The organism is Peribacillus sp. FSL M8-0224, from assembly GCF_038003055.1.
Lineage (GTDB): Bacteria > Bacillota > Bacilli > Bacillales > DSM-1321 > Peribacillus > Peribacillus frigoritolerans.
Window position 1 is genome coordinate 1,101,432 of the sequence record NZ_JBBOOJ010000001.1, and the last position, 24,701, is coordinate 1,126,132.

The 24,701-nt window shown below is 41.5% G+C and carries 24 protein-coding genes; 18 read left to right on the plus strand and 6 right to left on the minus strand.

Annotation, left to right across the window (positions count from 1 at the left end; all coding sequences use genetic code 11):
• Positions 1–51: 51 nt before the first annotated feature.
• From MKX49_RS05315 to MKX49_RS05370, 12 genes are all read left to right on the plus strand, one after another.
• Complete coding sequence (locus MKX49_RS05315; protein WP_063596382.1) at positions 52–1,281, plus strand: acyl-CoA dehydrogenase family protein; 1,230 nt, start codon at positions 52–54, stop codon at positions 1,279–1,281.
• Positions 1,278–2,051, plus strand: a complete 774-nt coding sequence (locus MKX49_RS05320; protein ID WP_323599415.1) for an SDR family oxidoreductase — start codon at positions 1,278–1,280, stop codon at positions 2,049–2,051. Before MKX49_RS05315 ends, MKX49_RS05320 begins: the two co-directional genes overlap by 4 nt.
• Before the next feature lie 37 nt (positions 2,052–2,088).
• Positions 2,089–3,699: a long-chain-fatty-acid--CoA ligase gene (locus tag MKX49_RS05325; protein ID WP_063596550.1), complete on the plus strand. Its 1,611-nt coding sequence runs from the start codon at positions 2,089–2,091 to the stop codon at positions 3,697–3,699.
• A 72-nt stretch (positions 3,700–3,771) separates the two neighbouring features.
• Positions 3,772–4,335, plus strand: a complete 564-nt coding sequence (locus tag MKX49_RS05330) for a TetR/AcrR family transcriptional regulator (protein ID WP_048680450.1) — start codon at positions 3,772–3,774, stop codon at positions 4,333–4,335.
• A 43-nt stretch (positions 4,336–4,378) separates the two neighbouring features.
• Entirely contained in the window at positions 4,379–5,263 is an 885-nt protein-coding gene (locus MKX49_RS05335) for a 3-hydroxyacyl-CoA dehydrogenase family protein (protein ID WP_340875495.1), read from the plus strand.
• A complete protein-coding gene (locus MKX49_RS05340) occupies positions 5,263–6,042 on the plus strand; it encodes an enoyl-CoA hydratase (RefSeq protein WP_323599417.1) in 780 nt (259 codons plus the stop codon). Before MKX49_RS05335 ends, MKX49_RS05340 begins: the two co-directional genes overlap by 1 nt.
• 15 nt (positions 6,043–6,057) lie before the next feature.
• Entirely contained in the window at positions 6,058–6,459 is a 402-nt protein-coding gene (locus tag MKX49_RS05345) for an acyl-CoA thioesterase (RefSeq protein ID WP_048680441.1), read from the plus strand.
• A gap of 29 nt (positions 6,460–6,488) precedes the next feature.
• On the plus strand, positions 6,489–7,550 hold the full coding sequence (locus tag MKX49_RS05350; RefSeq protein ID WP_340875499.1) for a phosphotransferase family protein: 1,062 nt from the start codon (positions 6,489–6,491) through the stop codon (positions 7,548–7,550).
• Positions 7,551–7,554: 4 nt separating this feature from the next.
• Positions 7,555–8,313, plus strand: a complete 759-nt coding sequence (locus MKX49_RS05355; RefSeq protein WP_340875501.1) for a 2-phosphosulfolactate phosphatase — start codon at positions 7,555–7,557, stop codon at positions 8,311–8,313.
• 29 nt (positions 8,314–8,342) lie between these two features.
• Positions 8,343–9,122: an SDR family NAD(P)-dependent oxidoreductase gene (locus MKX49_RS05360; RefSeq protein ID WP_191928544.1), complete on the plus strand. Its 780-nt coding sequence runs from the start codon at positions 8,343–8,345 to the stop codon at positions 9,120–9,122.
• A 17-nt stretch (positions 9,123–9,139) separates the two neighbouring features.
• Positions 9,140–9,919: an enoyl-CoA hydratase/isomerase family protein gene (locus MKX49_RS05365; RefSeq protein ID WP_340875508.1), complete on the plus strand. Its 780-nt coding sequence runs from the start codon at positions 9,140–9,142 to the stop codon at positions 9,917–9,919.
• A gap of 16 nt (positions 9,920–9,935) precedes the next feature.
• Positions 9,936–10,913, plus strand: coding sequence for a quinone oxidoreductase family protein (locus MKX49_RS05370; protein WP_048680433.1), 978 nt, complete (start codon positions 9,936–9,938; stop codon positions 10,911–10,913).
• Between the two features lie 69 nt (positions 10,914–10,982).
• Here the strand turns inward: MKX49_RS05370 and MKX49_RS05375 are convergent, their stop codons facing one another.
• Positions 10,983–11,318 carry a DUF3905 domain-containing protein gene (locus tag MKX49_RS05375; protein ID WP_048680429.1) on the minus strand — a complete coding sequence of 112 codons (336 nt, stop codon included), beginning with the start codon at positions 11,316–11,318 and terminating at the stop codon, positions 10,983–10,985.
• A gap of 122 nt (positions 11,319–11,440) precedes the next feature.
• Here MKX49_RS05375 and MKX49_RS05380 point away from each other — a divergent pair, with 122 nt between their 5' ends.
• Positions 11,441–11,605, plus strand: coding sequence for a hypothetical protein (locus MKX49_RS05380; RefSeq protein WP_057278994.1), 165 nt, complete (start codon positions 11,441–11,443; stop codon positions 11,603–11,605).
• The gene (locus MKX49_RS05385; protein ID WP_164468810.1) at positions 11,598–11,744 is read left to right on the plus strand and encodes a hypothetical protein; all 147 of its coding nucleotides are present in this window, start codon (positions 11,598–11,600) and stop codon (positions 11,742–11,744) included. The genes MKX49_RS05380 and MKX49_RS05385 overlap by 8 nt, the downstream gene beginning before the upstream one ends.
• Before the next feature lie 36 nt (positions 11,745–11,780).
• On the opposite strand, the gene MKX49_RS05390 is transcribed toward MKX49_RS05385, so the two are convergent.
• Positions 11,781–13,541, minus strand: a complete 1,761-nt coding sequence (locus tag MKX49_RS05390) for a B12-binding domain-containing radical SAM protein (RefSeq protein ID WP_340878479.1) — start codon at positions 13,539–13,541, stop codon at positions 11,781–11,783.
• Positions 13,542–13,746: 205 nt separating this feature from the next.
• Positions 13,747–14,772, minus strand: a complete 1,026-nt coding sequence (locus MKX49_RS05395) for an acyltransferase family protein (RefSeq protein WP_063596374.1) — start codon at positions 14,770–14,772, stop codon at positions 13,747–13,749.
• 276 nt (positions 14,773–15,048) lie between these two features.
• On the opposite strand from MKX49_RS05395, the gene MKX49_RS05400 reads away from it, so the two are divergent.
• Positions 15,049–17,208, plus strand: a complete 2,160-nt coding sequence (locus tag MKX49_RS05400; RefSeq protein WP_340875512.1) for a PAS domain-containing sensor histidine kinase — start codon at positions 15,049–15,051, stop codon at positions 17,206–17,208.
• A gap of 457 nt (positions 17,209–17,665) precedes the next feature.
• The gene (locus tag MKX49_RS05405; RefSeq protein WP_340875514.1) at positions 17,666–17,920 is read left to right on the plus strand and encodes an aspartyl-phosphate phosphatase Spo0E family protein; all 255 of its coding nucleotides are present in this window, start codon (positions 17,666–17,668) and stop codon (positions 17,918–17,920) included.
• Between the two features lie 295 nt (positions 17,921–18,215).
• Here the strand turns inward: MKX49_RS05405 and MKX49_RS05410 are convergent, their stop codons facing one another.
• The 3 genes from MKX49_RS05410 to MKX49_RS05420 all read right to left on the minus strand — a co-directional run bounded on the left by MKX49_RS05410 (position 18,216) and on the right by MKX49_RS05420 (position 21,924).
• Positions 18,216–18,947 carry a ZIP family metal transporter gene (locus MKX49_RS05410; protein ID WP_034314151.1) on the minus strand — a complete coding sequence of 244 codons (732 nt, stop codon included), beginning with the start codon at positions 18,945–18,947 and terminating at the stop codon, positions 18,216–18,218.
• Between the two features lie 113 nt (positions 18,948–19,060).
• On the minus strand, positions 19,061–20,284 hold the full coding sequence (locus MKX49_RS05415; protein ID WP_048678249.1) for an MFS transporter: 1,224 nt from the start codon (positions 20,282–20,284) through the stop codon (positions 19,061–19,063).
• Positions 20,285–20,427: 143 nt separating this feature from the next.
• The gene (locus MKX49_RS05420; RefSeq protein ID WP_340875517.1) at positions 20,428–21,924 is read right to left on the minus strand and encodes a PAS domain-containing sensor histidine kinase; all 1,497 of its coding nucleotides are present in this window, start codon (positions 21,922–21,924) and stop codon (positions 20,428–20,430) included.
• Between the two features lie 156 nt (positions 21,925–22,080).
• Here MKX49_RS05420 and MKX49_RS05425 point away from each other — a divergent pair, with 156 nt between their 5' ends.
• Positions 22,081–22,518, plus strand: coding sequence for a MarR family winged helix-turn-helix transcriptional regulator (locus tag MKX49_RS05425; RefSeq protein ID WP_034314147.1), 438 nt, complete (start codon positions 22,081–22,083; stop codon positions 22,516–22,518).
• Positions 22,519–22,745: 227 nt separating this feature from the next.
• Positions 22,746–24,440, plus strand: a complete 1,695-nt coding sequence (locus tag MKX49_RS05430; protein ID WP_340875520.1) for a M3 family oligoendopeptidase — start codon at positions 22,746–22,748, stop codon at positions 24,438–24,440.
• The last annotated feature ends 261 nt before the right edge of the window (positions 24,441–24,701 follow it).

Below are 24,701 nucleotides of genomic sequence, written 5' to 3' on the forward strand. Positions count from 1 at the left end.
AAAAGTAATAACATACTAACCGGTTAGTAAGTTTAAAAGGAGGAATTCAATTTGAACTTTGAACATACTGAAAAGGTGAAAAATCTGGAAAAGAAGTTAACGGAATTCATGGAGAAGCACGTTTACCCAAATGAATCAATATACAAAAAGCAGCTCGAAGCACAGGAAAGCCGCTGGAGTGAAATTCCCCCGATTTTATCTGAATTGACGGCAAAAGCAAAAGAAGAAGGATTATGGAATTTATTTTTACCTGATAGCGGTTATGGCGCGGGTTTAACAAATCTAGAATATGCCCCGCTTTGCGAGATCATGGGTAGGTCGACGATAGGACCTGAAATCTTCAACTGTAATGCGCCGGACACTGGTAATATGGAAGTGTTGGTGAGATATGGATCGGATGAACATAAAGAACGCTGGCTGAAGCCCTTGCTTGCTGGGGAAATCCGTTCATGCTTCTCGATGACGGAACCGGAAGTGGCGTCTTCCGATGCGACCAATATCGAATGCAGGATTGAAAGGACGGGTAATGAGTATGTCATCAACGGCCGAAAATGGTGGTCTTCAGGAGCAGGCGATCCCCGATGCAAGATTGCCATCGTCATGGGTAAGACAGATCCTGAGGCGGCCAAGCATGAACAACAGTCAATGATTCTTGTCCCGCTCGATACACCGGGTGTCAAAATCGAGAGAATGCTCCCTGTGTTTGGTTATGATCATGCCCCGCATGGCCATGCCGAAATCACGTTTGAAAATGTGAGGGTCCCGGCTACGAATATTCTATGGGGTGAAGGAAAAGGATTTGCGATTGCCCAAGGAAGGCTTGGACCGGGAAGGATACATCATTGCATGAGGCTGATCGGCGCTGCTGAAAGAGCACTTGAAGAGTTATGTAAGCGCATTCAAGAACGTGTCGCTTTTGGTAAAACATTGGCGAGACAAGGTGTAATCATGGAGTGGGTTGCTGATTCACGGATTGAAATCGAACAAGCAAGACTTCTGACCTTAAAAGCTGCCTATATGATGGATACTGTCGGGAACAAGGAAGCAAAGGCGGAGATCGCGATGATAAAAGTGGTGGCACCAAATATGGCATTGAATGTGCTGGACAGGGCCATCCAAGGCTTTGGAGCTGCAGGGATTTCCGATGATTTCCCTTTTGCTGCTCATTGGGCCAATGCACGGACTTTAAGGCTTGCTGATGGTCCCGATGAAGTTCATCGCTCACAAGTTGCTAAAATAGAACTTCGAAAATACCAACAAAAGCATGAGGTGAAAATATGAAAGTTACCGACTTATTCGATCTAACTGGAAAGACGGCGATCATAACCGGTGGAGGGAGAGGGTTGGGAGCACAAATAGCGACAGGCTTTGCCGAAGCTGGGGCAAATGTCGTACTTTGTTCAAGGAAGAAGGAAGCATGTGACGAAGTTGCTACGCAAATCCAAAAACTTGGAGTCAGGGCGCTTTCCTTCAAGTGTGATATCACCAATCCGTCAGATGTACAGGAAGTCGTTAACGAAACTTACCGTGAATTTGGTGTCATCGATATATTAGTAAACAATAGCGGGGCATCCTGGGGGGCACCAGCCGTCGACATGCCTCTTGAAGCGTGGCAGAAGGTGATGAATGTAAATGTAACCGGAACCTTTATCATGAGCCAGACAACAGGCAGGGTAATGATTGAGCAGGGACATGGGAAAATCATAAACATCGCTTCCGTTGCCGGATTAGGGGGGACCGACCCGAGGGTGCTCGATACGGTCGGATATAATACGAGTAAAGGGGCGGTCATTACTTTAACGAAGGATTTAGCCGTTAAATGGGGTCAGCATAATATCAATGTTAATGCAATCGCACCCGGTTTCTTTCCGACAAAAATGACGAAAGGGGTTCTTGAGCAAGGGAAGAATCCTATCCTGGATTCCACGCCGTTAAAAAGGTTAGGGAGTGATGATGATTTGAAAGGGGCAGCGGTTTTCCTGGCCTCAAAGGCATCTGATTTTGTGACTGGAAATATTTTGATCGTCGATGGGGGTTCACATGCAAAGTAATGAAAGGTAAGTAAATATGGCTGGAGGGTATGAAATGATGAATGAAAAAAAATGGCTTTCAGTTTATCCTGATTCAATTTCAAAGGAAATAAAAGTCCCTGAGTTCCCGATGCAAAGAATCCTTCAAAATGCATGTGAGTCCCATCCAAACAATACAGCTATTACTTTTTATGACCGAAAGATATCTTATCAGGAACTTTTTCATGCGTCGCTAGCCTTTGCTTCAGCCTTGCAAAAAAAAGGTGTTCAAAAAGGTGATCGTGTCGCCATCATGCTGCCTAACTGTCCGCAGTACGTCATAGCTTATTATGGATCATTGACAACAGGGGCCATTATCACCCAAATCAACCCAATGCTGGTTGAAAGGGAGCTGCAGCATATTTTACAGGACTCCGGTGCAGAAACGATCGTTGTATTGGATGGATTATACCCGAAAGTGAAAAGTGTGCAGCAACATGCAAATTTGAAAAATATTATCGTCGTAAGCCTGCAGACTTCGGAAGCAGATTTTCAGCCTGATGCGTCTTTTGATCAATTCATGAAGACAGGAGACGGCAAAATCAATCCCGTATCAATCGATCCGGAAAATGATATAGCCGTTCTTCAGTATACAGGAGGAACGACTGGCCGTTCAAAAGGGGCGATGCTGACACACAGCAATATTCTGGCCAATGTCGTTCAAACGTATGAATTCTTCAAGCATGAATTAAAAATAGGTACTGAAAGAACGCTGTCGGTCATCCCGCTTTTTCATGTTTTTGGAATGTCGTCCGCAATGAATTTATCCGTGTATATCGCGGGTGACTCCATCATGCTGCCACGATTTGAAATAGAAGAAGTACTGGAAACGATTAAGCGTGAACAGCCGACCACTTTTCCTGGAGTACCGACCATGTATGTAGCGTTGACGAATCACCCGAAGGCAGAAGAATATGGAATGGGCTCCATTCAGGTCTGTAACAGCGGAAGTGCACCGATGCCCGTGGAACTGCTGCGTGAGTTCGAACGAAAATCAGGTGCGAAGATATTGGAAGGCTACGGTCTTACGGAAGCTTCGCCAACAACGCATTGTAACCCGGCATTTGCAAAAAGGAAACCTGGGAGCGTCGGGATTGGTGTCCCTTCGACTGAATATAAGGTGATGGACCTGGGAGACGGAACGAAAGAAGTGGCATCTGGCGAATTGGGGGAATTGGTCGTCAAAGGACCTCAAGTGATGAAAGGTTACTGGAATATGCCGGAGGAAACGGCGGTGACCCTAAGGGATGGTTGGCTTTATACGGGTGATATCGCCAAAGTTGATGAAGATGGGTACCTCTATATTGTCGACAGGAAAAAAGATTTGATCATCGCAAGTGGTTATAATATATATCCGCGAGATGTCGAGGAAGTTCTCTATGAACATCCAGCTGTCCAGGAAGCGGTTGTCATCGGAGTTCCAGATGCTTACCGAGGGGAGTCGGTAAAAGCGGTGCTTGTACTTAAAAATAATAAAACGGCCAATGAACGGGAAATCATCGATTACTGCCGTGCAAACTTATCGGCTTATAAAGTTCCGCATTTCGTTGAATTTCGTGAAGAGTTACCGAAAACAAATGTCGGAAAGATTTTAAGGCGGGCTTTAAGAGAAGAACTTTCCAGGAAGTAAGAGGGCTTTGATGGCACGAAAGCGTATGATATCAATTCAGCTGAAATTTTAACAGATTGCGAGGGTGCATACATGAAAGAAAAAATGACAGAACATAGCATACGCTTATTTGAAAAGAAGGGCTTTAGTGAAACGTCGATTTCTGATATCGTCGAATCGGTCGGAGTGACGAAGGGAACGTTTTATTATTACTTTACGAGCAAAGAGCAGTTGCTAATGGATATTCATCTAGCTTATATAGACGAGTTGCTTAGTGAGCAGGAAAGAATCATGTTGGAACCTGGGAAAAGCTGTAAGGATAAACTTTTCGATATGGTATTGATGCTTTTAAAGAGCATTAAAACCAAAAAATCCAGCGCAACGGTCTTTTTCCGTGAAATGAAGAATCTAAGTGACGATAAGCTTGCACAAATCCTTCCTAAGCGGGATGAGTTCCGTAATAAAATCGAGCAAGTTCTGATTAGTGGCATCGAGAGCGGAGAACTGCGTTCCAATCTCGATGCATCCATCATCTCTTTTGCTATTTTGGGTGTTGCCAATTGGAGCTATCATTGGTTCGACCCAGAAGGTGAAAAAACCGAACAGGAAGTTGCAGCCATTTTTATGGGGATGATTCTGCAGGGAATTGAAGCGTGACCAGGTTACATACTAACCGGTTAGTAGAAGGGAGATAGAAGGCATGACCAACAAGCAAATTCAATCAATTACCGTTATTGGGGCTGGGCAGATGGGGCACCAAATTGCGATGCTTGCTGCACTAGGAGGTTACGAAACGATTCTTCAGGATGTTCATGAAAACGCGTTGAATGCAGCCCAAGAAAAATTGGACGTCATTTTGACTAAATGGGTTCAAAAAGGAAAATTGTCTGAAGATCGTAAATTGGCTGCTTTTAGCCGTCTTCAATATACCACCGATCTTGAGAAGGCGGCCAGTGGGGCTGATTTGATCATTGAAGCGGTAGTTGAAAAACTTGATGTGAAGCAGGAGGTTTTCGCCCAACTTGAAGAACTGGCCCCAGCAGAAACCATCTTTGCCACGAATAGTTCAACGATTGTCAATAGCCTGATTGCGAGTGTGACGAATCGTCCGGATAAGTTCATTAATATGCATTTCTTTTACCCGCCTCTAGTAATGGATTGTGTTGAGGTTGTAATGAGTGACCAAACATCCGAGGAAACAGCGAAGCTTGCAATGGAAGTCACAGAGAATATGAATAGGACAGGAGTTTTGTTGAGGAAAGAGATATCGGGATTCGTAGCCAACCGAATTTTGGGAGCGTTGCAGCGTGAGGCCTTATATTTGTATGAAGAAGGAATTGTTGACTATAAGGATATCGATTTGATTTGCAGGAAAGCTTTAGGCCATCCCATTGGTCCTTTTGAACTGATGGATCTATCAGGTATTGATGTAGGGTATTTTGTCATGCAGCAGCGTTTCAATGAAACTGGAAATCCAGAAGACAAGCCAAATGCTTGTATAGAAGAAAAGGTGAATAAAGGACATTTAGGCAGGAAAACAGGAAAAGGCTGGTATGATTATCCAAACCAAGGAGTGAAGAATTGATGACAAAATTAATTAAAGTGGTTAAGGAAAATAAGCTTGCGGTCATCACCATCGATAATCCTCCATTAAATGTAATCAGCAAACAAGTATTCAGAGAATTGGGAGAAACTTTCGATGAACTTTCAAAAGATACTGAAACTGTTGCGGTACTCATAACCGGTGCAGGCAATATCGCATTTGCGGCCGGGGCTGATATAAAAGAATTCCCTAGCATGATGGGGAACCCGAATATGAAAGAAATGGTAAAGGAAAGTCATGCCGTCCTAACTAAAATCGAACAGTTTCCTAAACCTACGATGGCTGTATTAAATGGCTTGACCTTGGGCGGCGGATGTGAACTGGCACTGGCCTGTGATTTGCGAGTAGCTGAAACACAAGTTCAAATCGGACTGCCGGAAGTGAAATTAGGCTTATTCCCTGGAGGTGGCGGTACACAGCGTTTGTCAAGACTTGTAGGTAATGCAAAGGCAAAAGAGATTATATTTACCGGTGATCCGCTTATAGCCGCGGAAGCGGAAAAGATCGGGCTTATCAATAAAGTCGTTGAGCAAGGGAGCGGCTTATCGGAAGCGAAAATCTTGGCCTCACGAATGACAAGGCACTCACTTCAGGCACTTTCGAGAATCAAGAAGGCGATTAATGAAGGAAGTGAGGCAACACTTGAAAAAGGTTTAGAGATTGAAACGAATCTTTTTGAAGAAATCTTCCAAACTGAAGATGTTAAAGAAGGGGTTTCCGCTTTCTTGGATAAACGTAAACCCGCTTTCGTACATCGTTAATCAAGGAGGGGTCTTATGCATGAATTGGAAGTCAGCGTCCGTTTTTCCGAAACGGATGCTTTGGGCCACATCAATAACACAAGCTATTTCGTATACCTCGAAGAAGCACGCATGAAATTTTTTGAAGCTTTAGGCCTAGCGACAAATGTAGAATCTTGGAATTTTTTGTTAGCCTCCACCAAATGCGACTTTATTGCTCAGGGATATTTCAATCAACTCTTGACCATTCGTACATCTTTGACAAAGGTAGGTACGAAAAGCTGTGATATGGTCCATGATATCCTCTGTTCACAAACTGGGGAAGTGATTGCTAAAGGAAGTGCAGTTTTAGTCTGTTTTAATTTTTTGAAACAAAAAAGTGAACCTATTCCTGAATTTATTAAAGAAAAGCTCATTTCACATCTTGTTCATAATTAGAATGACAAAGTCTAAAGGAGTGGAAGAACATGATTGACGATACGATTCCTGTTCGGCCCGGCGAGGAATTGAATATTGCTGCATTAGAAGGTTTTCTAAGAAAAAATGTATTGGACCTTCCAAATGAACCGTTGGAATTACAACAATTTTCTATGGGCTATTCCAATTTGACCTATCAGCTGAAAGTTGGTGAGTGGGAGGCTGTTCTCAGAAGGCCGCCGCTTGGCCCTGTTGCTCCAAAGGCACATGATATGAAGCGTGAACATCATATCCTTTCCTCAATCAACCCATATTTCCAAGCAGCTCCCGAGCCTATTCTGTTCTCGGATGATGAATCGGTCGCGGGGGCCCCTTTTTTTCTAATGGAAAGGAAACATGGAATTGTAATAGATACTGAATTTCCCAAGGGAATCGAGCCTACTTTTGAAAAGTGCCGACAGCTTTCATATGTGATGGTGAATCGGCTTGCTGATCTTCACTCGATTCCCTATGAGAAAACGGGTTTGATCGAAATATCCAAACCTGAAGGGTTCATTGAAAGACAAGTACACGGATGGATTTCCCGCTATGAGAGAGCAAAGACTGATGAAATCAAGGAAATTCGTCCGCTTATTAATTATTTTCAACAGAATATCCCGAAGTATAGCCAGACTTCAATAATCCATTATGACTATAAGATCAATAATGCCATGTTCAATCAGGACCTTACAGAGATGGTTGGTTTATTTGATTGGGAAATGTCCACCGTTGGTGATCCGCTAGCCGATCTAGGAGTGGCATTAAGCTACTGGACGGAAAGCGGTGACCCGGAACTTATCAAAATCGGTGTGGGTCAAGCGTCCGTCACGACTTTAACTGGTTTCCTGACTCGAAGGGAATTTATCGAGACGTATGCAGCAAGAAGTGGCAGGGATGTTACCAACGTCGATTTTTATTTAACCTTTGGTTATTTTAAGTTAGCTGTCATCCTTCAGCAAATCTATTATCGATATAAAAAAGGCCAGACTGATGATCCCCGTTTTTCCAATCTTGGAAAAACGGTTAAAAGCTTACTCACTCATGCTGCAAATGTAGCTGCGAAGGAAGTTTAATAAAATGGAATATATTCAAAACATTCATTTACTACTAAAAAAAGAAGAGATAGATGTGGAAAAGCTTCAAGAAGGGGAGAAAGTTGCGGTCATCCTGGATGTGTTATTAGCGACTACTACGATTATTTCAGCACTTCATGATGGAGCACGCCAGGTGATACCTGTCATGGATCCACTGGATGCCTTGGTGAAAAGCCAGGAATTGGACCATGGGGATTTTGTAGTGGCAGGAGAACTAAAGGCAAAGCCGGTTGATGATTTAATGTATCCAAGTCCAACGCTATTGAGTAAGTTGGTACGCGGTAAAACTTTAATATTGTCCACTACTAATGGAACGGTCGCGTTGAGGAATTCAGCAGCTGCCAAAAGGGTTTATATTGCTTCTTTGTTGAATAATCCGTCTGTTGCGGAAAAAATAAAAAAATATCATAAAACAGAAACGATCCTCATCGTTTGTTCGGGAAATTCAGGTGAATTCAGTCTGGAAGACTTTTACGGTGCAGGCCATTTGATAGATTGCCTGATTGCTGGATCACAAGGTACGTTCATACTCAACGATGCAGCAAAGGCTGCCAATGCGCTTTATCGCACGAATAGCGAAAATGCCTTTGATATCCTGAAATCATCGTATGTCGGACGGTTGTTTGACAAACATAGTTTGATCGCCGATTTGGAATTGGCGGCGCAAAAAGGTTCGTTGGATCTTGTCCCAAAGTTGGTGGATGGAAGGATCGAAGCGGAATTGAAAAGGCAGGAAACGTAGTTCAAAAATACAGAAAAGGAGTGAAGGGGATGAGGTTTTCGCAGTCAATAGCGGTGGTTACAGGTGCAGGCTCTGGTATTGGGAAAGCTACGGCGATGCGCTTGTCGGACGAAGGGGCAAAAGTGCTGTTGGTAGGGCGGACGAAAGGAAAGCTGGAGGAAGCAGCTGCAGAAATCAATGCCAGGCACCCGATTCCGGTTGCTGATATTTTCCCTGCAGATGTTACCGTCGAGGAAGAGGTAATGGAGCTGGCCAAGTATGTGAAGGAAAAATATCGTGACCTTCACATTTTAATCAATAACGCAGGTGGTTCAAAGTCCTCAAAGCTCCTGGATACATCTGCAGCTGATTGGGATATGATTCAACATGTCAATTTGAAAAGTGTCTTTCTAGTTTCCAAGTATTTGGGGAAATTGATGGAAGAAGGAGCTAGTGGGGGAAATGAAGGTTCCAGCAATCGGGCAATCGTGAATGTGGCTTCACTGTCAGGACATCAGGCAGGAGCGTTCATCCCGCATTACAGCTCTGCTAAAGCCGGAGTCATCAGTTTAACGAAATCTTTGGCACTGGAACTCGCTGCAGTCGGCATTCGGGTCAATTCCGTATCACCGGGATTCATTGAAACGCCATTGACGGAGGATGGACTGCAAAATGAAAAATTCGTAAAGTCCATTCAACGGAACACGGCACTGGAAAGAGTGGGGAAAGCGGAGGAAATAAGTAATGTCATTACCTTTGCTGCTTCCCCGGAGGCTTCCTATATGACTGGGACGGATTTATTGGTGGATGGCGGCTGGTTGATCAAATAGAAAAAGGGGATGGGTAAATGTTAAAAGAACACTTATTGAAAGAAGTAATCGATAATGTAATGATCCTGACTTTGAATCGCCCTGAAAGCTTGAATGCATTTAGTCCGGATATGATTGCAAGCTTAACGAAAGAGATTAAGGATGTAAAACAAACACCGCATATAAGGGCAGTCATCATCAAAGGGGCGGGAAGGTCATTCACTGCAGGAGGCGACGTCAAGTCAATGGGGCAGGCCTCTGCAGGTCAATTGTATGATCATGTTGGCAGAATGAATGAATGCATATTGGCTCTGGATGCTTCCGAGGTTCCCGTAATCGCTGCCGTCCATGGATTTGCTGCTGGTGCCGGATTCAATTTGGCACTCGCCTGTGATCTGATCGTGGCTTCCGATGATAGTCAATTTGCCATGAGTTTTTCACAGGTAGGCCTGATCTCTGATGGAGGGGGTTCGTATTTTTTACCTAAATTGGTAGGGCCCCACCTTGCAAAGCAGCTCTTCTTTTCGGCCGAGCCAATTTCTGGGGAACGCTTATATCAGCTGGGTGTCATTAATTATTTATATCCACTCAATCAACTTGAAGAGGAATCATTGAAACTTGCGGTAAAACTGGCAAATGGACCGACAAAAGCATATGGGATGATGAAAAAGCTCGTCAGCCATTCATATACGGCTACACTTGATGAAATACTGGAACAGGAACGTATTACGCAAACCTTGATGGTTTCCACGGAAGATCATCTTGAGGGGGTAGCGGCATTCAAAGAAAAAAGAAAGCCGGAATTTACAGGAAATTAATAAGGGAGGGATAAAGATGAAAGCTATTCACTTTGAAGAATACGGCGGACCGGAAGTACTGAAATTGACTGAAATGGAAAGACCTGTGCCAACAGGGCATGAAGTTCTGATTGAAATCGATTGTGTAGGCGTCAATTATGCAGATACAGCCAGAAGGGAAGGGCAATATGTAGTTCCTACGCCGCTTCCGTTCATTCCCGGTGCGGAAGTGGCTGGCGTAGTGGTGGAAGTTGGTGGAAAGGTGACCAAAATCAAACCTGGTACAAGGGTCGTCAGCTTAATTGAATCTGGTGGATATTCAGAATATGCCCTTTCTGATGAATTCTCGGCCATTCCGCTTCCTGATGCCATTCAGTTCCATGAAGCTGTTGCCTTGCCCCTCCAAGGTCTGAGCGCCTATCATATTCTTAAGACAATGGGACGCATGCAACAGGGGGAAACGGTATTGGTCCATGCTGCTGCTGGGGGAGTGGGAACGATTGCCGTACAGTTAGCCAAAATCTTCGGGGCTGGAAAAGTGATTGCCACCGCCAGTACAGTGGAAAAGTTGGAACTGGCTAAAGAGATGGGGGCAGATGAACTCATTGATTACACGCAAGAAGGATGGGAAATGAAAGTCCGTGAGGTCACGGGAGGAAAGGGAGTAGACGTCGCGCTGGAAATGGCTGGAGGGGATATTTTCAATAAAACATTGAAATGTTTGGCTCCATTTGGACGTCTTGTTGTTTTTGGTAATGCAAGTCGTAAGCCTTATACGATGAACCCGCAGCAATTAATGAGGCGCAATCAATCCGTCGTGGGTTTTTTCCTGCCACAGATCATGAAACACCCGGATTTGCTGTTGCCTAGCATTCAAGACCTTTTTGCATACGTTGCGTCTGGGGAGCTTAAGTTAACTATCGGGGGCATCTACCCAATTGAAAAGGCAGCAGCCGTTCATGAGGAAATGAACGCCCGGCAAACGAAAGGGAAGTTGATTTTGCAGGTTAAATGAGAATAAGGGGTGTATGATGCACCCCTTCTAGGATTTCACTTGTTCCTTTGACCCTAAAGAAAGCACGCCTCAATCCGTATCAGTGCTAACATCTTTATCTGGATGCATGAAAGGCGGCTGCGGCGCTATTTTAGACTCTAATAGTTGGCGGTTTTCAGTTGAATTCCAGCCTATATCATTGGTGGGGTGTACCCATTCGTCTCCAGCCATGATTTCCGGGTCTGTATCTTCGCTCCAGTTTTCGAGTGGTGAGTTTTCAGAGGCATATTTACTGTCGCCAATTACGACTCCATAATCATTGACGAATGGAGCCTGTGGTTTTATACCGGTCCCTTTAAAGCTTGGTGCGTTAATTTGGTGTGGTTGTGTATCGTCGACAATTGGTGAATCCAATTTCTTTTTCATGTAGTGTCTCCCTTTTCGTTTTACGGTTATTTTTCTCGTCTGTCCCTATATTATCCCTGAATAATTTCCGGCATTTTTACCCCATTCTAAAAGGTAAACTATATTAAAAAGGGTGGATGAAAATGAAACGGAAAGCCAATGTGGATGGAGCTGTCAAAGCAAGTAAAACGCCAAAAAGAAATCAAGCTGAAAATGAATTTTCCAATGAGTTCGCAATGGAGGAAAATGCAATGAAAGGTGCCAACCGCAATTCAAAGCAAGGCAGAAAAGGAAGAAGTAATGGATAAAGAAAAACGGAACAGCGGGGAAAAGATGGGTGAACATGTACGAACTGAATTTGGAATCGAATTCAGCGGCGATATGAACGCAACTAAAATTTATGAAATTTTGGCAAAAGAAAATAAAAAACGTGAAAGTGATAAGTAAAAAAGGACGGACCCAGCCTTGGGTCCGTCCTTATTATTAATGCATGATGCTGCCGGATTTTGAAAGAGGGAAAATCGTTGATCCCTTACCACTCGGATCAAAATAGGCAAGCATGAATGAAGGTTTATCGACGATTGTTCCCTCGGCTAAATACGTTTCCAAATCAAAGGGAAGTGCCTCGAGCAACGTGTGTTTGTGTATTTCTTTTTCATTTAGGGCCAAAGCGGTGAAAGAGGAACCAAGCTGTTCAGGCTTATTGAGAATATATTCATATATCTCTTTCCGACCACTTTTATCTAATGAAGCTTCCCACCAAGGTTTACGTGGTTTGTATTTTTGATTCATGAAATAATCCAATTTCATGAGTCCGATAATGTTTTTTAGTTCGGCAGATTCCTGGGAAGCCAAAAACTGCTGTAAACGTCTGAACAAGTCTTCAAGCTGATGGCCGATTCGTGACCACCCTTGTTCATCCCAATAGGTACCGAAATCTTGAAAGAAGTCGAACGGTGATTGGAATACCGTTTTGACAAGATATTCCGTAGTATGATCCATTCTATGATCGTTCCAGTATTTTTCAAGTACATCTTCAACTTGTTTAATGCGGACAATGTCATCGAAGGATAAAACATTATTCCCCAATATTTCATAAGGAGCATGTTCGCTGTATATATATTGGTGTTCATCGGCTCGTATCCGTAAGCCGGTTCCACGAAGCATCTTTAAGAAACCAAGCTGCATCTCTTCGGGTCTAAGCTCGAAAACATCATTGAAGGTCTTTCGGAAAGAATGATAATCTTCTTCCGGTAAACCGGCAATAAGGTCTAAATGCTGATCAATTTTCTGACCATCTTTTACCATGGTTACGGTCCTGGTCAGTTTTTCGAAATTCTGTCTTCTCATTACTAGATCATTCGTATGATCATTCGTCGATTGTACCCCTATTTCAAAACGGAACAGTCCTGCAGGGGCATTGTCGTTCAAGAACTGGATAACTTCCGGACGCATGATGTCCGCCGTGATCTCGAACTGGAAAACCACACCGGGAAGATGCTCATCGATTAAGAATTGAAACATCTCCATGGCATAGCTTCGGCTGATATTGAAGGTTCGGTCAACGAACTTAATGGTCTTTGCACCATTAGCCATAAGGTACCTGATATCATCTTTAATCTTTTCACGATCAAAATACCTGACACCCACTTCAATCGATGAAAGGCAAAATTGGCAGCTGAACGGGCAACCTCGGCTAGTTTCGATATAGGTGACACGTTTAGATAGGTCGCCGCGGTCTTCTTCCAAACGATATGGAGAAGGGAGGGATTTTAAATCAACCTTGCCGTTCTGAGGCTGGATGATTTTTTTTCCATCCTGTCGGTACGCAATGCCGCCGATCTTCTTATAGTCATTCGAACCTTCAATTTCAGATAAAAGGGCCTTGAAGGTGACTTCACCTTCACCGATTACGATGAAATCAGCCCCGGGAATCTGATCAAGCCATTCCCCAACATCATAGGTGACTTCAGGTCCGCCGAGAATGATGACCAATTCCGGGTTGATTTTTTTTAGCATGGCTACGACTTTCATTGTTTCCTCGATGTTCCAAATATAGCAGCTGAACCCTATGACATCAGGTTTTTTGGAATGAAGGTCACCAACTATGTTCATAATTGGATCTTTTATCGTATATTCTGCCAGCTGGACATCATAATCAGGCTGGGCGTAAGCTTTTAAATATCGGATGGATAGCGATGTATGGATATATTTTGCGTTAAGAGTACTGATTATTATATTCATGTTAAAGGGCGTAAAAGAAACGCCTGGCTCCTTTCGTGTACATGTCTTTTTAAGCCAACAAGCACTAACGAGTAATTTTACCATAGCGTGCTCCATTTGAAAAATGAGTTATGGTATTGAAGGGGGAATCTTTGCTGCTTGAAAGTCGGATAATAAATCGAATTTGAAAAAACGGATAAAGCAGGAAATGCTTCATCCGTTTTATTTAAAACGCTTGTTTAATATAATCTTTCGTTTTAGTCATGAATCGTTTTGTTTTGGTCGCCTTCAATTCGATGATCGGCTGTGCCATGGAAGCGATCATTTCACTTGATAATAACACGGTAATCAAGAAAGAGAGTCCGGCGAGCATGATAAAGCTCTCTGTATTGCTGAAGTATTCCTGTATGGTGCTTTCGCGGAAGAAACGAATGAAGAAACCATGCAGCAGATACACATAAAGGGTTTGTTTACCCCAATTCGTAAAGAAATATTGTCTGCGTGGGATGAACGAAAGGAAGCTGAACACTGAAATGATGCTCAATCCATAAAATCCTAGGCGTTTAAACATGGACACGATTGTCGCATCTTCAAGTTCGGCATATGGTTTCGAACCGAGCAGCCATTTATAATTAATATCGGTATTTAAATAAAAACCGATAAAAATCACTAACATGACAATAAGTGATGCCAAACGAACTTTGGGAGTGAATAGTTTTTTTAAATGTTCCTTGCTTAAATGGTACCCGATCAAAAACATCGGGAAAAAAACGAATGTCCTGGAGAGACTAAGGTAATTGGAAATATTGTCTATATAACCAATCAATAATGCGATTATTAAAGATAAACCTATGCCTACTGATGGCTTTAGCTTTGAGAAACCAAGCAGCATGATGTTCCAACAGAATAAACTGATCAAGAACCATAGCGACCATTGGGGGTCAAGCAGGTCTACAGTGATGGCAGAACGTTCATATAAGAAATAATAGTAAACGGTATATATCAATTGGAAAATGATGTAGGGTAAAATCAGTTTTTTAGTAATTTTGCCCAAATACCCTTTTTGATAAAAACCTTTCGCAAAGAATCCTGAAACAAGGATAAAGGCAGGCATGTGAAAGGAATAAATGGTTTTATATAAAGCATATATCGTTTCACTGTCATGTATATACGTATTCAGCAAATGACCAAAGACGACAAATGCCATGAGAATGAACTTGGCGTTATCGAAGAAAAAATCACGTTGTTTCATTATTGCCTCCATTTAATAAATTTTAAGGTAGCTAGAAAGCATTGTTATTTCTTATTCCCTAAATACCTTGTACTAAATCATTATTTATTAAATTTATTATAAAAACCTTAAATTAAGCTTAACGCTAAGTTTTACAGCATTCAATATACTATCATTTGATATATAGGTTAATTTTGGATAAAGGAGTTTGCGCTGATTTTCGAAAAATACCGAGGAAAATCAAGATGGATGTCGAATAAAGTTGGGTAGGTATGGGTTTTGATGAGGGGGGTTAATATGAATATCGGTTATGAGAATGAAACGGAATATAAACAGGAAATTTTAAAATTGAATAAACAGATCGAAGGGTTTCTGAATATGTTCGATTCAATGTCAGAGCCTTATATCAGGGTTGATGAGGAACTGCGTCTCACTTATGCCAATGATGCCGCTTGTGCCCTGCTCGAAACACCTAAAGATCAACTGGAGTCCATGAGGATAACTGATTTTCTCGATGTCATCCCTTTAAATAACCAGGAAGTGTCAAGCACCCTAAAAACCTCGAATGAAAGTGAAAGGCAAATTATCCAGCTACATACCGGAGCCCTTAAGCAAATAGAGTTTATACGAATGGGATCACTTTCCGAAGGACAGCAGTTCTATCGTTTGGGGGATGTGACATTGGATGTTTCTTCGTCAAGGGAAACAGGGATGTCAAGACAGATGTTTTTGGACATTTTCGATACAGCCATAGAAAGCATCGTTCTATTCGACAGTTCAGGAATAATAATGGAAGTGAACCATGCCTTTATCCATGCCTTGGGCATTCCGAAAAAAGAGATTGTCGGTAAGAATATGAGGGACCTCATCTCCCCAGATTATAGGGGATATTGGGATGAGAGCATACAAAGAGCCTTTGATGAGTCGAACTATAAAGGGGAGGTAGAGATAAAGGTCGGGGATGAACTGCATCATTTTACTTTTTCGATAAGTTCAACGGTAGGAAATGAACTATATATGTCTGTGCTTGGAAGAATTACAGAATCAAATATAATAGAAAAAAAGTTAGAGACGAGCGAACGGATTTTTGCGGAATTATTCGACCAGTCCATGGATGCAATCATATTCTGGAATGATGACGGGATCATTTTTCGGGTCAATCATTCAGCGTGTAAAATATTCGAATCCAGCAGGGAGGATTTGATTGGCAGTTATATCTGGAAATACGTTTACAGCAACAATCACCATTTTAGTCAGATGATGGAAACATTTGAAAGAGACACCCAGGTGCGGGGTGAGCTGATTTATAAAATGCCTAATAACCAAATTAAATTGCTAGAATTGACTGCAAAAAAACATGAAGGTGACGGATATAACGTAACGATCTTTCGAAATGTCAGTGAGCGCTGGCTGATTGAGAAGGAATTAAGGGATAGTGAGAAGAAGTTCAGGAAGATTTTTGAGGGAACATTAGACGGCCTGATTTTATGGAATCATGAAGGGTTCACGGATATTAATGAAGCGGGTCAGAAAATATTGGAGATTTCGAAGCGCAAACTGCTTTCTTTATCTGTTAAGGGATTCATCGAAAAAATTCCTGAAAATGCTCCAGTCTTGAATGCTCATATTGAAAATGTTTATAAGCATGAGGTATACTCCTCCATCATTCCGATAACATTCGAAGATGGAAGAGTTAAGCATATTGAATTTTTGACGAGGAAAAATTTATATTCGAACCTGAATTTAAGCATTTTCCGTGATGTGAGTAAAAATCTCGAGATGCAGGAACAAATCCGTAAATCGGATACTTTGAATGTCGTTGGTGAATTGGCGGCAGGTATTGCTCATGAAATCAGGAACCCAATGACAGCCTTAAAAGGTTTTATCCAGTTGCTTGAGGACGGTGTTAAAGGGGAGTTTTCCACATATTTTCATGTGATTACATCCGAAATTAAGCGAATCGAAACCATTATCACGGAATTTTTGGTACTGGCAAAGCCGCAGGCGCTAAAAATTTTCAAACAGGATGTTCATACCATATTGAGAGAAACACTGGAATTACTGGCCGCTCAGGCACTGTTGGAAAATATTCAATTCGAGACATACTTTGAAGAAGATGAATGTAAGGTTTTATGTGAAGCGAACCAGTTAAAGCAAGTGTTCATTAATATCATCAAAAATGCATTGGAAGTCATGCCGGATGGCGGGTCTGTTCACATTAAAACAAGCCGATTTTCAGAGAAATACGTTTGCATTTCAATTACCGATAAAGGCATGGGGATTTCAACGGAAATGCTAAAAAAATTGGGTGAACCTTTTTATACGACGAAGGATAGGGGAACAGGGCTGGGGCTCATGGTCAGCTATAAAATCATTGAAGAACACAATGGCTATATAGAAGTGGAAAGCGAGGTGGGAAAAGGGACGAGTTTTCATATTTATTTGCCATTCGAGTAATGTAGAAGGGGATGCTCTATACCTTTCTTAAGTTAACGGAAAGCATGGATATTACATTAGGGATCCTTTATCGGATTCCTTTTTTGTTCCAGCATTATTATCCTGGGATTTCAAATGAGGGTTGTAATAATGATAAACATTTTTCCCCTTCACTTAAGGGGCTGTCCTGCTTTTAAATCATTGAGAAATTATTTGCTCGAATTGAATAAGCGAAAACTAATAATAGCATCCAAATGGGGGGATCTTTCAAAGCGATTTTCGGAGCTGTCTTCATATGAAATCTTCCTGATCAATATATGATGCTTATGCTTAGGAATTTCCGTCATATCCTGTCTGCTGATGGACAAAGCCATATCGCAATTTAAGAAGTTTTGTCTTTTTTTGCGAATCTATTTACATATAAGGCATATTTTGTAATACTTCTTTATTATAATGTAACTTTAAAAGGGCAGGAGTAGTGAATGTAGTTATGAATTCTAGGTGTGCAACGGAAATTTGTTCTGAGATTCGAATGAAGCGTTGGGAAATGATGGAGTTGGCGAAAATGTATGGACTTGGCCATGAGTATACCCTTCGCCAAAGTGAGCAGCTTGACAAACTTATAAATGAGTACCTGATCCTTCAACATCATTCATCAGTGGAAGTGAGAAATAAGCGCGAAGAAATGGTTGTTATTGTACAGCAGCCCTTTAATGATGACATTTCCTTTTAGAAGGAAATGCAATGCCCATGACTTTTTATATTAGCAGGCAAGAGACAATCAGCTTTGTGTGATTTCTGGTGAAATGAATCATATCTAAAAACAAATAAAGAAAGACTTATATAAACAAGAATATATCTTTGGAATTTCCTTTGGATTTGGGGTATATATCGAGGGGAGGTCACCAGAAGGTGTCCTTCGTGCATCGGATTGGTTTAGAAGTCTTAATTTTTCTGAATGGATTACACTGATAAATAAAAAGTAAGAGCTGACTCACTTGATGGAGCCAGCCATGGAAGTACCGCAATTATAAAATTTCCAATAATATGACCATGAACAAAAGGCCGATAATGAAGGAATAGGTGGATGTGCGTTCATTACCATCCCCATGGCTTTCGGGAATCAGTTCCTTATAAACGATGAAAAGCATGGCCCCGGCGGCGAAAGCTAGGCCGTATGGAACCAGGAACCCAATGTAAGAGGTTAAATAATAACCCAGTAAGCCTGTAATTATTTCGATGGTGCCGGTTAAGGTTGCAATCAGGAATGCTGTGAGTTTACCGATTTTTTGATTAATTAAAAACAAGGCGACCAGTAAGCCTTCCGGAGCATTTTGCAGGCCGATGGCAAAAGCGATCAAGTTACCTGTATCAGCTGTATCAGAGGCGTAACTGACCCCGACAGAAAGCCCCTCAGGAATATTATGGAGTGTAATGGCAGTGATGATGAGCAAGGCCTTTTCATCGAACTGAATACCACTTTTCGTATGGCTGAGATCGATATGAGGAATGTTTTGTTCCATGATCGTTAATGTCATTACCCCGAGAAAAACCCCAATTACTAGCTGAATATACCCTCCGGTGGCCAGAGACTCCGGGATCAGGCTCAATAACGAAGCAGCCATCATGATTCCAGCGGTAAATGCCAGTAGCGTGTCTCTGAATCGATGTGTGATTGAACCTTGAATGAACAAGATCGGTAACGCACCAAACCCTGTAGACATAGCAGATAGGATGCTGCCTAATAAAACTCCACTCATAAATTTCTCCTTTGTAAGGTACTTATCGTTACTTCTTTGCGAATTTTTGGGTGAAACAATAATTCATTGTATTTAGACATAAAGAATATGTTCCTGGAAAAAACCATTTTGCATCAATCTTCTGCATACCATTTTTTCAATGTTAGATCAGACGGTAGCAATATGCTGATGATCCCCAGTAATGGCAGGAATCCCACTAGCTTAATCATGGATTCAATTCCAATTATATCTGCAATGGCTCCCAATGAAACGGATCCAATGGCACCCATTCCGAAGGCTAAACCTACGGTCAAGCCTGCCATCGTACCGACTTTTCCCGGAACCAATTCCTGTGCGTATATTACCGTGACGGAAAAACTGCTCATGATAATGAATCCCGCTATCAATAATAAGATAAAAGCGGCTGTAGGAGGTACGAATGGTAAAAGTGCGGTTATTGGCATACTGGCAGCGAAAGAAAAGAAAATGATGTTTTTACGTCCGAATCTATCAGCAAGCGGGCCTCCGAAAAATGTACCTACAGCACCAGCTGCCAAAAAGGCAAATAGGAAAAATTGTGCGGCTTTTATCGTGAATGAATATTGCTCGATCAAATAAAAACTATAAAAGTTCGTCATGCACGATACATACCAGGAACGGGCAAAGATTATGAATAAAATCAATACCAGGGCTTTGGCCACTTTATGGGACCGCTCTTTATTGATTATTTTTGCAGCAAGCTTCTTAGGCTGGAAGTGAATTAATTTTTGGGAATACCAATTGGCAATATACAGCAATAGGATAACGGCCATTAAGGCAACCAGGGCAAACCAGAGTGCGCCTTTCTGACCAAATGGAACAAGTACGATGGCTGTGATGAGTGGGGCAAGTGCCTGCCCGCTATTCCCGCCGACCTGATAAATGGATTGTGCCAGGCCCCTCTTTGGTCCGCCTGCCATGTAGGCAACCCTGGAGCCTTCCGGATGGAATATGGCCGACCCTAAGCCCATCAGGATGACTGCACCAAGGATAATGGTATAGTTTGGGGCAATTGCGAGAATGATGACCCCGATTAAAGTACTGGTCAACCCAATGGGCAATGCATATGGAAATGGTTTTTTATCCGTATAGAACCCAACTGCCGGTTGCAGGAGCGATGAGACGATATTCAGGCAGAATGCAATCATTCCAAGCTGTGTATACGAAAGCGACATTGATTTTTCGAGGATTGGGAACATGGCCGGTACGACGGCCTGAAGAGAATCATTCATTAAATGGCATATGCCTATGATGATCATGATTTTCAGAGTCATATCTTGTTTTTGCGGTTTTGTTTTAATGGCAGCGATACTTCCCATCTGTATATATCCTTCTTCCTGATTAAGATTTTTACCTATTCCATAAATAGATTCAAGAAGCATGCACCGTATGCATGACACCTTAAATAAATCGGGATCGTTACTAGTCTTCATGAAAAATTCGATAACTCTTCAAAGTATTGCTAAGTGTGGTCTTTTATAAGCGGCAAGCTGATTGTAACGGTTGTACCGACCAGAGGTTTACTTGAAAACTCGATGGTGCCGTTAAAAGATTCAATGATTCGTTTACACACAAATAGCCCTAATCCCGTTCCTTCTTTTTTCGATGTATAGAAGGGATCGAACACTTTCCCTATATCTTTTTCATTCAATCCTTGCCCGTTATCGATGATCATGATTTTAGCCCATTCATTTTCATGGTGAATACGAATCCTTAACTTTTTCCCAACTTCCATGGCCTCGAAACCGTTTTTGGCAATGTTGAGAATGACTTGTTTGAGTTGGTCCTTTGTACAATGAACCAGGATTGGCTCCTTTATGATATTCCATTCCACTTCAATATTGAAGTGACGTGCTTCTGATTCTATTATTGGTCTCAATTCAGCAATGATACTGCGAATATCATATAAGGATAAAGTTTGTACCATTGGCTTTCCTAAAATCAAAAATTCGCTGACGATGCTATTGATCCGTTCAATTTCCTTCATGATGACAGAGTAATAGAACTGATCTTGCTCCTCAGGGTGTTTTTCAACCAGTAACTGCACTAGCCCCTTTATGCCGGTCAGTGGGTTTTTTATTTCATGTGCAGTACTTGCAGCCAATGTACCGACAAAATCTATTTTTTGGTTTTCATTTAGTAATTTTTGTTTTTTGGCATGCCTGCGAACGATCACTTCCTCCATGATGATATAAATCATGTGAGTAATAAAGAAGGTGAAAAAAACAAGCATTAAAAAAACATTCATGTTATTTGTGTTAATCTTGTCGGGCACTTTGACGCTCAGTGTCCAATCAACTTCGGTCAAAGGAACATCCACCCATGTTGAATGTCCATTGAATCCCTCGGCATTTATATCTAAAATTCGGGTTTTGTCCTTTGTTTCCAATATAAAGGTATGACCTGGGCTGAGCATTTTTAATATTTTTTCCATATGATCCAGCCTGATATGTGCCAATAAAAACCCTTGCACTTTTTTATCTTGATCCAGTATGGGAGCAAAAATGGAAAAATAATTAAAATGAGCGTTATAAAGCTCCTTTGTTCCTGCAACAACTGCTTTTTGAGTTTTTACTGCACGTTCCATATCATTTTGTTCGATTAAATGGTAATGATGGAAATTCTTATTCGTACCCGAAATGGAAACACCGTCGCGATTTAGCCAATATACTCCGGCATACCTGGAATCTGTATCTTTGATCCAGTTCATAAGCAGTTCGGTTTTTTTGTCATCCATATAAAGCACGGAACTGCTAAGGCTAAGCAGCTCAAGGTTTTCCTTCGTTTCCCTTATAACTTGATCTATGTATTCTTGATAAACCGTTCCCGCCCATTCAGCTTGTTCCTGTCTTTCTTTTAGAAGGGAACGTTCTAAATGCATCCAATAAATGATAGAGAGAAAAATTAATGGTAAAATAACAATAAGTAGATATGTGGTGAATTTATGCCTCGTTTTCATGTTTGTCACTACTTTAGCTTTTTTTTCAAGTATATCAAAATGATTGATTAAACAATAGTGCATACTAACAGGGCAGATTGACAAAAAATCCTTTATGTCATATAATAACTTTTAATTCAAGATATTTTAATTAAAAATTTTTAAGGTTGTGAAGTTATGGAGAATAATAACATCCAACAGTCTTTGAAACTGTTCATTGTGATGTCTAGAGCTCATCGATCCATTAATGATGTGGTTAATAAACATATAGCTGAAGAGGGTTTGAATCCAACTGAGTTTGCAGTACTGGAATTGCTTTATCATAAAGGGGATCAGCCTCTTCAGCAAATAGGCGGAAAGATCCTGCTAGCTAGCGGCAGCATTACCTATGTCGTGGATAAACTTGAACAGAAGGAATATCTGCAGCGCATAGCATGTAAAGAGGATCGCCGTGTAACCTTTGCAAAGATAACCGATAAAGGAAAGGCCTTTATTGAAGGAGTTTTTCCTGAGCATGAAAAAAGAATCGATGATATCATGAGTGTACTTACGCAAGATGAAAAGGCGACCGTGATTGAATTGCTTAAAAAGATTGGGTATTCCGCTCAAAATTAGCTAAAGAAACAGCACCTTGATTTGACTACAGGTGCTGTTTTTTTATGTCTGATAAAACATGAATTTGTTTTAGCGACATAAAAAGGTTTTTAATAACGCAGTGGCGAATTAAATTACATTAAGATAATCGTGATAATGGTGAAAGTTTCTTGGAAACGAATCCGATTGGATAACGACACTCTGGTTTATACAGAAAAAATGTTTTATATTCGAAAAGGAGCCTACATATGAAATTTAATGAGTATCAATATAAACGTCCTGAAATGGATGAAATTAAAACCCGGTTCATGAAAGCTTTGGAAAAGTTTACGGACGCTGCAAACGCCGATGCACAAATAAAAGCCATGGAAGAAATAAACGGAATTCGAAATTATGTAGGTACGATGTTTAATTTGGTCTATATCCGGCATTCCATAGATACCAATGATGTTTTTTATAAAGCGGAGAATGATTACTTAGATGACTTCTCCCCTGAAATGGAAGAATTGACCTCGAAATTTTACAATGAACTCGTTCGCTCGAAATTCCGTAAGGAGCTTGAGGAGAAATGGGGAACTCAACTATTTGACCTGGCAGAGGCCCAACTCAAAACCTTTTCGCCCGAAATCATACCACAACTGCAAAAAGAAAATAAATTATCAAGTGAGTATTCACAATTAATTGCCTCTGCAAAAATTCACTTTGATGGAAAAGAATTAACACTTGCGCAGCTTCAGCCTTTTATGGAGTCCTCGGACCGTGAGTTAAGGAAAAATGCAAGTGAGGCATATTACGGTTTCTTTGAAGAAAAGCAGGAGGAATTGGATCGTATATTCGATGAACTTGTCAAGGTTAGGAATGGGATTTCGACAGCGCTGGGTTATGGGAATTTCGTGGAACTTGGGTATTATCGAATGACAAGGACTGATTATGATGCTGATATGGTTGCTGTATTCCGCAAGCAGGTGAAAGAGGAAGTGGTACCGCTTGTCACCCGGCTGAAGGAACAGCAGCGGGAACGTCTTGGATTGGAGAACCTGAACTATTATGATGAGAATTTTCATTTCAGAACGGGTAATGCCATTCCAAAAGGCGATGCTGAGTGGATCATCGATAATGGGAAAAGGATGTACCAGGAACTATCACCTGAAACGAATCAGTTTTTCAACTATATGATTGATAATGACCTGATGGACCTTGTGGCGAAAAAAGGAAAAGAAAGCGGTGGCTACTGTACTTTTATAGAAGACTATAAAGCTCCATTCATCTTTTCTAATTTCAACGGTACTTCCGGGGATATTGATGTTTTGACACATGAGGCAGGTCATGCATTCCAAGTGTATCGCAGCCGTGATCTTGACATTCCTGAGTATTATTGGCCTACATATGAAGCATGTGAAATCCATTCGATGAGCATGGAATTTTTAACTTGGCCATGGATGGAGCTATTTTTCAAGGAAGATACGGAAAAATATAAGTTTTCCCATTTAAGCGGTGCCCTCATATTCCTCCCGTATGGGGTAGCTGTTGATGAATTTCAGCATTTTGTCTATGAAAATCCTAATGCCTCCCCCGTTGAAAGGAAGCAGGCTTGGCGTAAGATCGAGATGGAATATTTGCCGCATCGTAATTATGAAGGAAACGAATTCTTGGAGAATGGCGGGTATTGGCAGCGGCAAAGCCACATTTATCAATCACCTTTTTATTATATCGACTATACATTGGCCCAGATTTGTGCTTTCCAATTCTGGAAAAGGTCGACTGAAAAAGATGAAACGGCTTGGGAGGATTATTTGAATCTGTGCCAACTTGGAGGCAGCAAGTCCTTCCTTGATCTCGTTGAATCTGCGAATCTAAAATCCCCGTTTGTTGACGGTACTGTACAGTCCGTTGTGAAGGTGATAGACGAATGGCTCTCCACTGTTGATGATAAAGCATTATGAAATGATCTAACTCCGAACCATGATTATAAAAGAAGACTTGGTTATCCTTCATGAACACTTTTTTTATAGAAAGAAACATTATTGGATGGAAGAAATTTGCGACACTCCTGCCGAATCACTGACTAGCCGAGACCTCACAGGCGCTTGCAATTATGCGGCATGAAAGACAGTCAGCGGAAAGGGAACTAATTTCTGGAATAAACTGGTACGTTTATTAATTAGTTTACAGTCTGAACGCTTGGAGATTATTCCAAGCGTTTT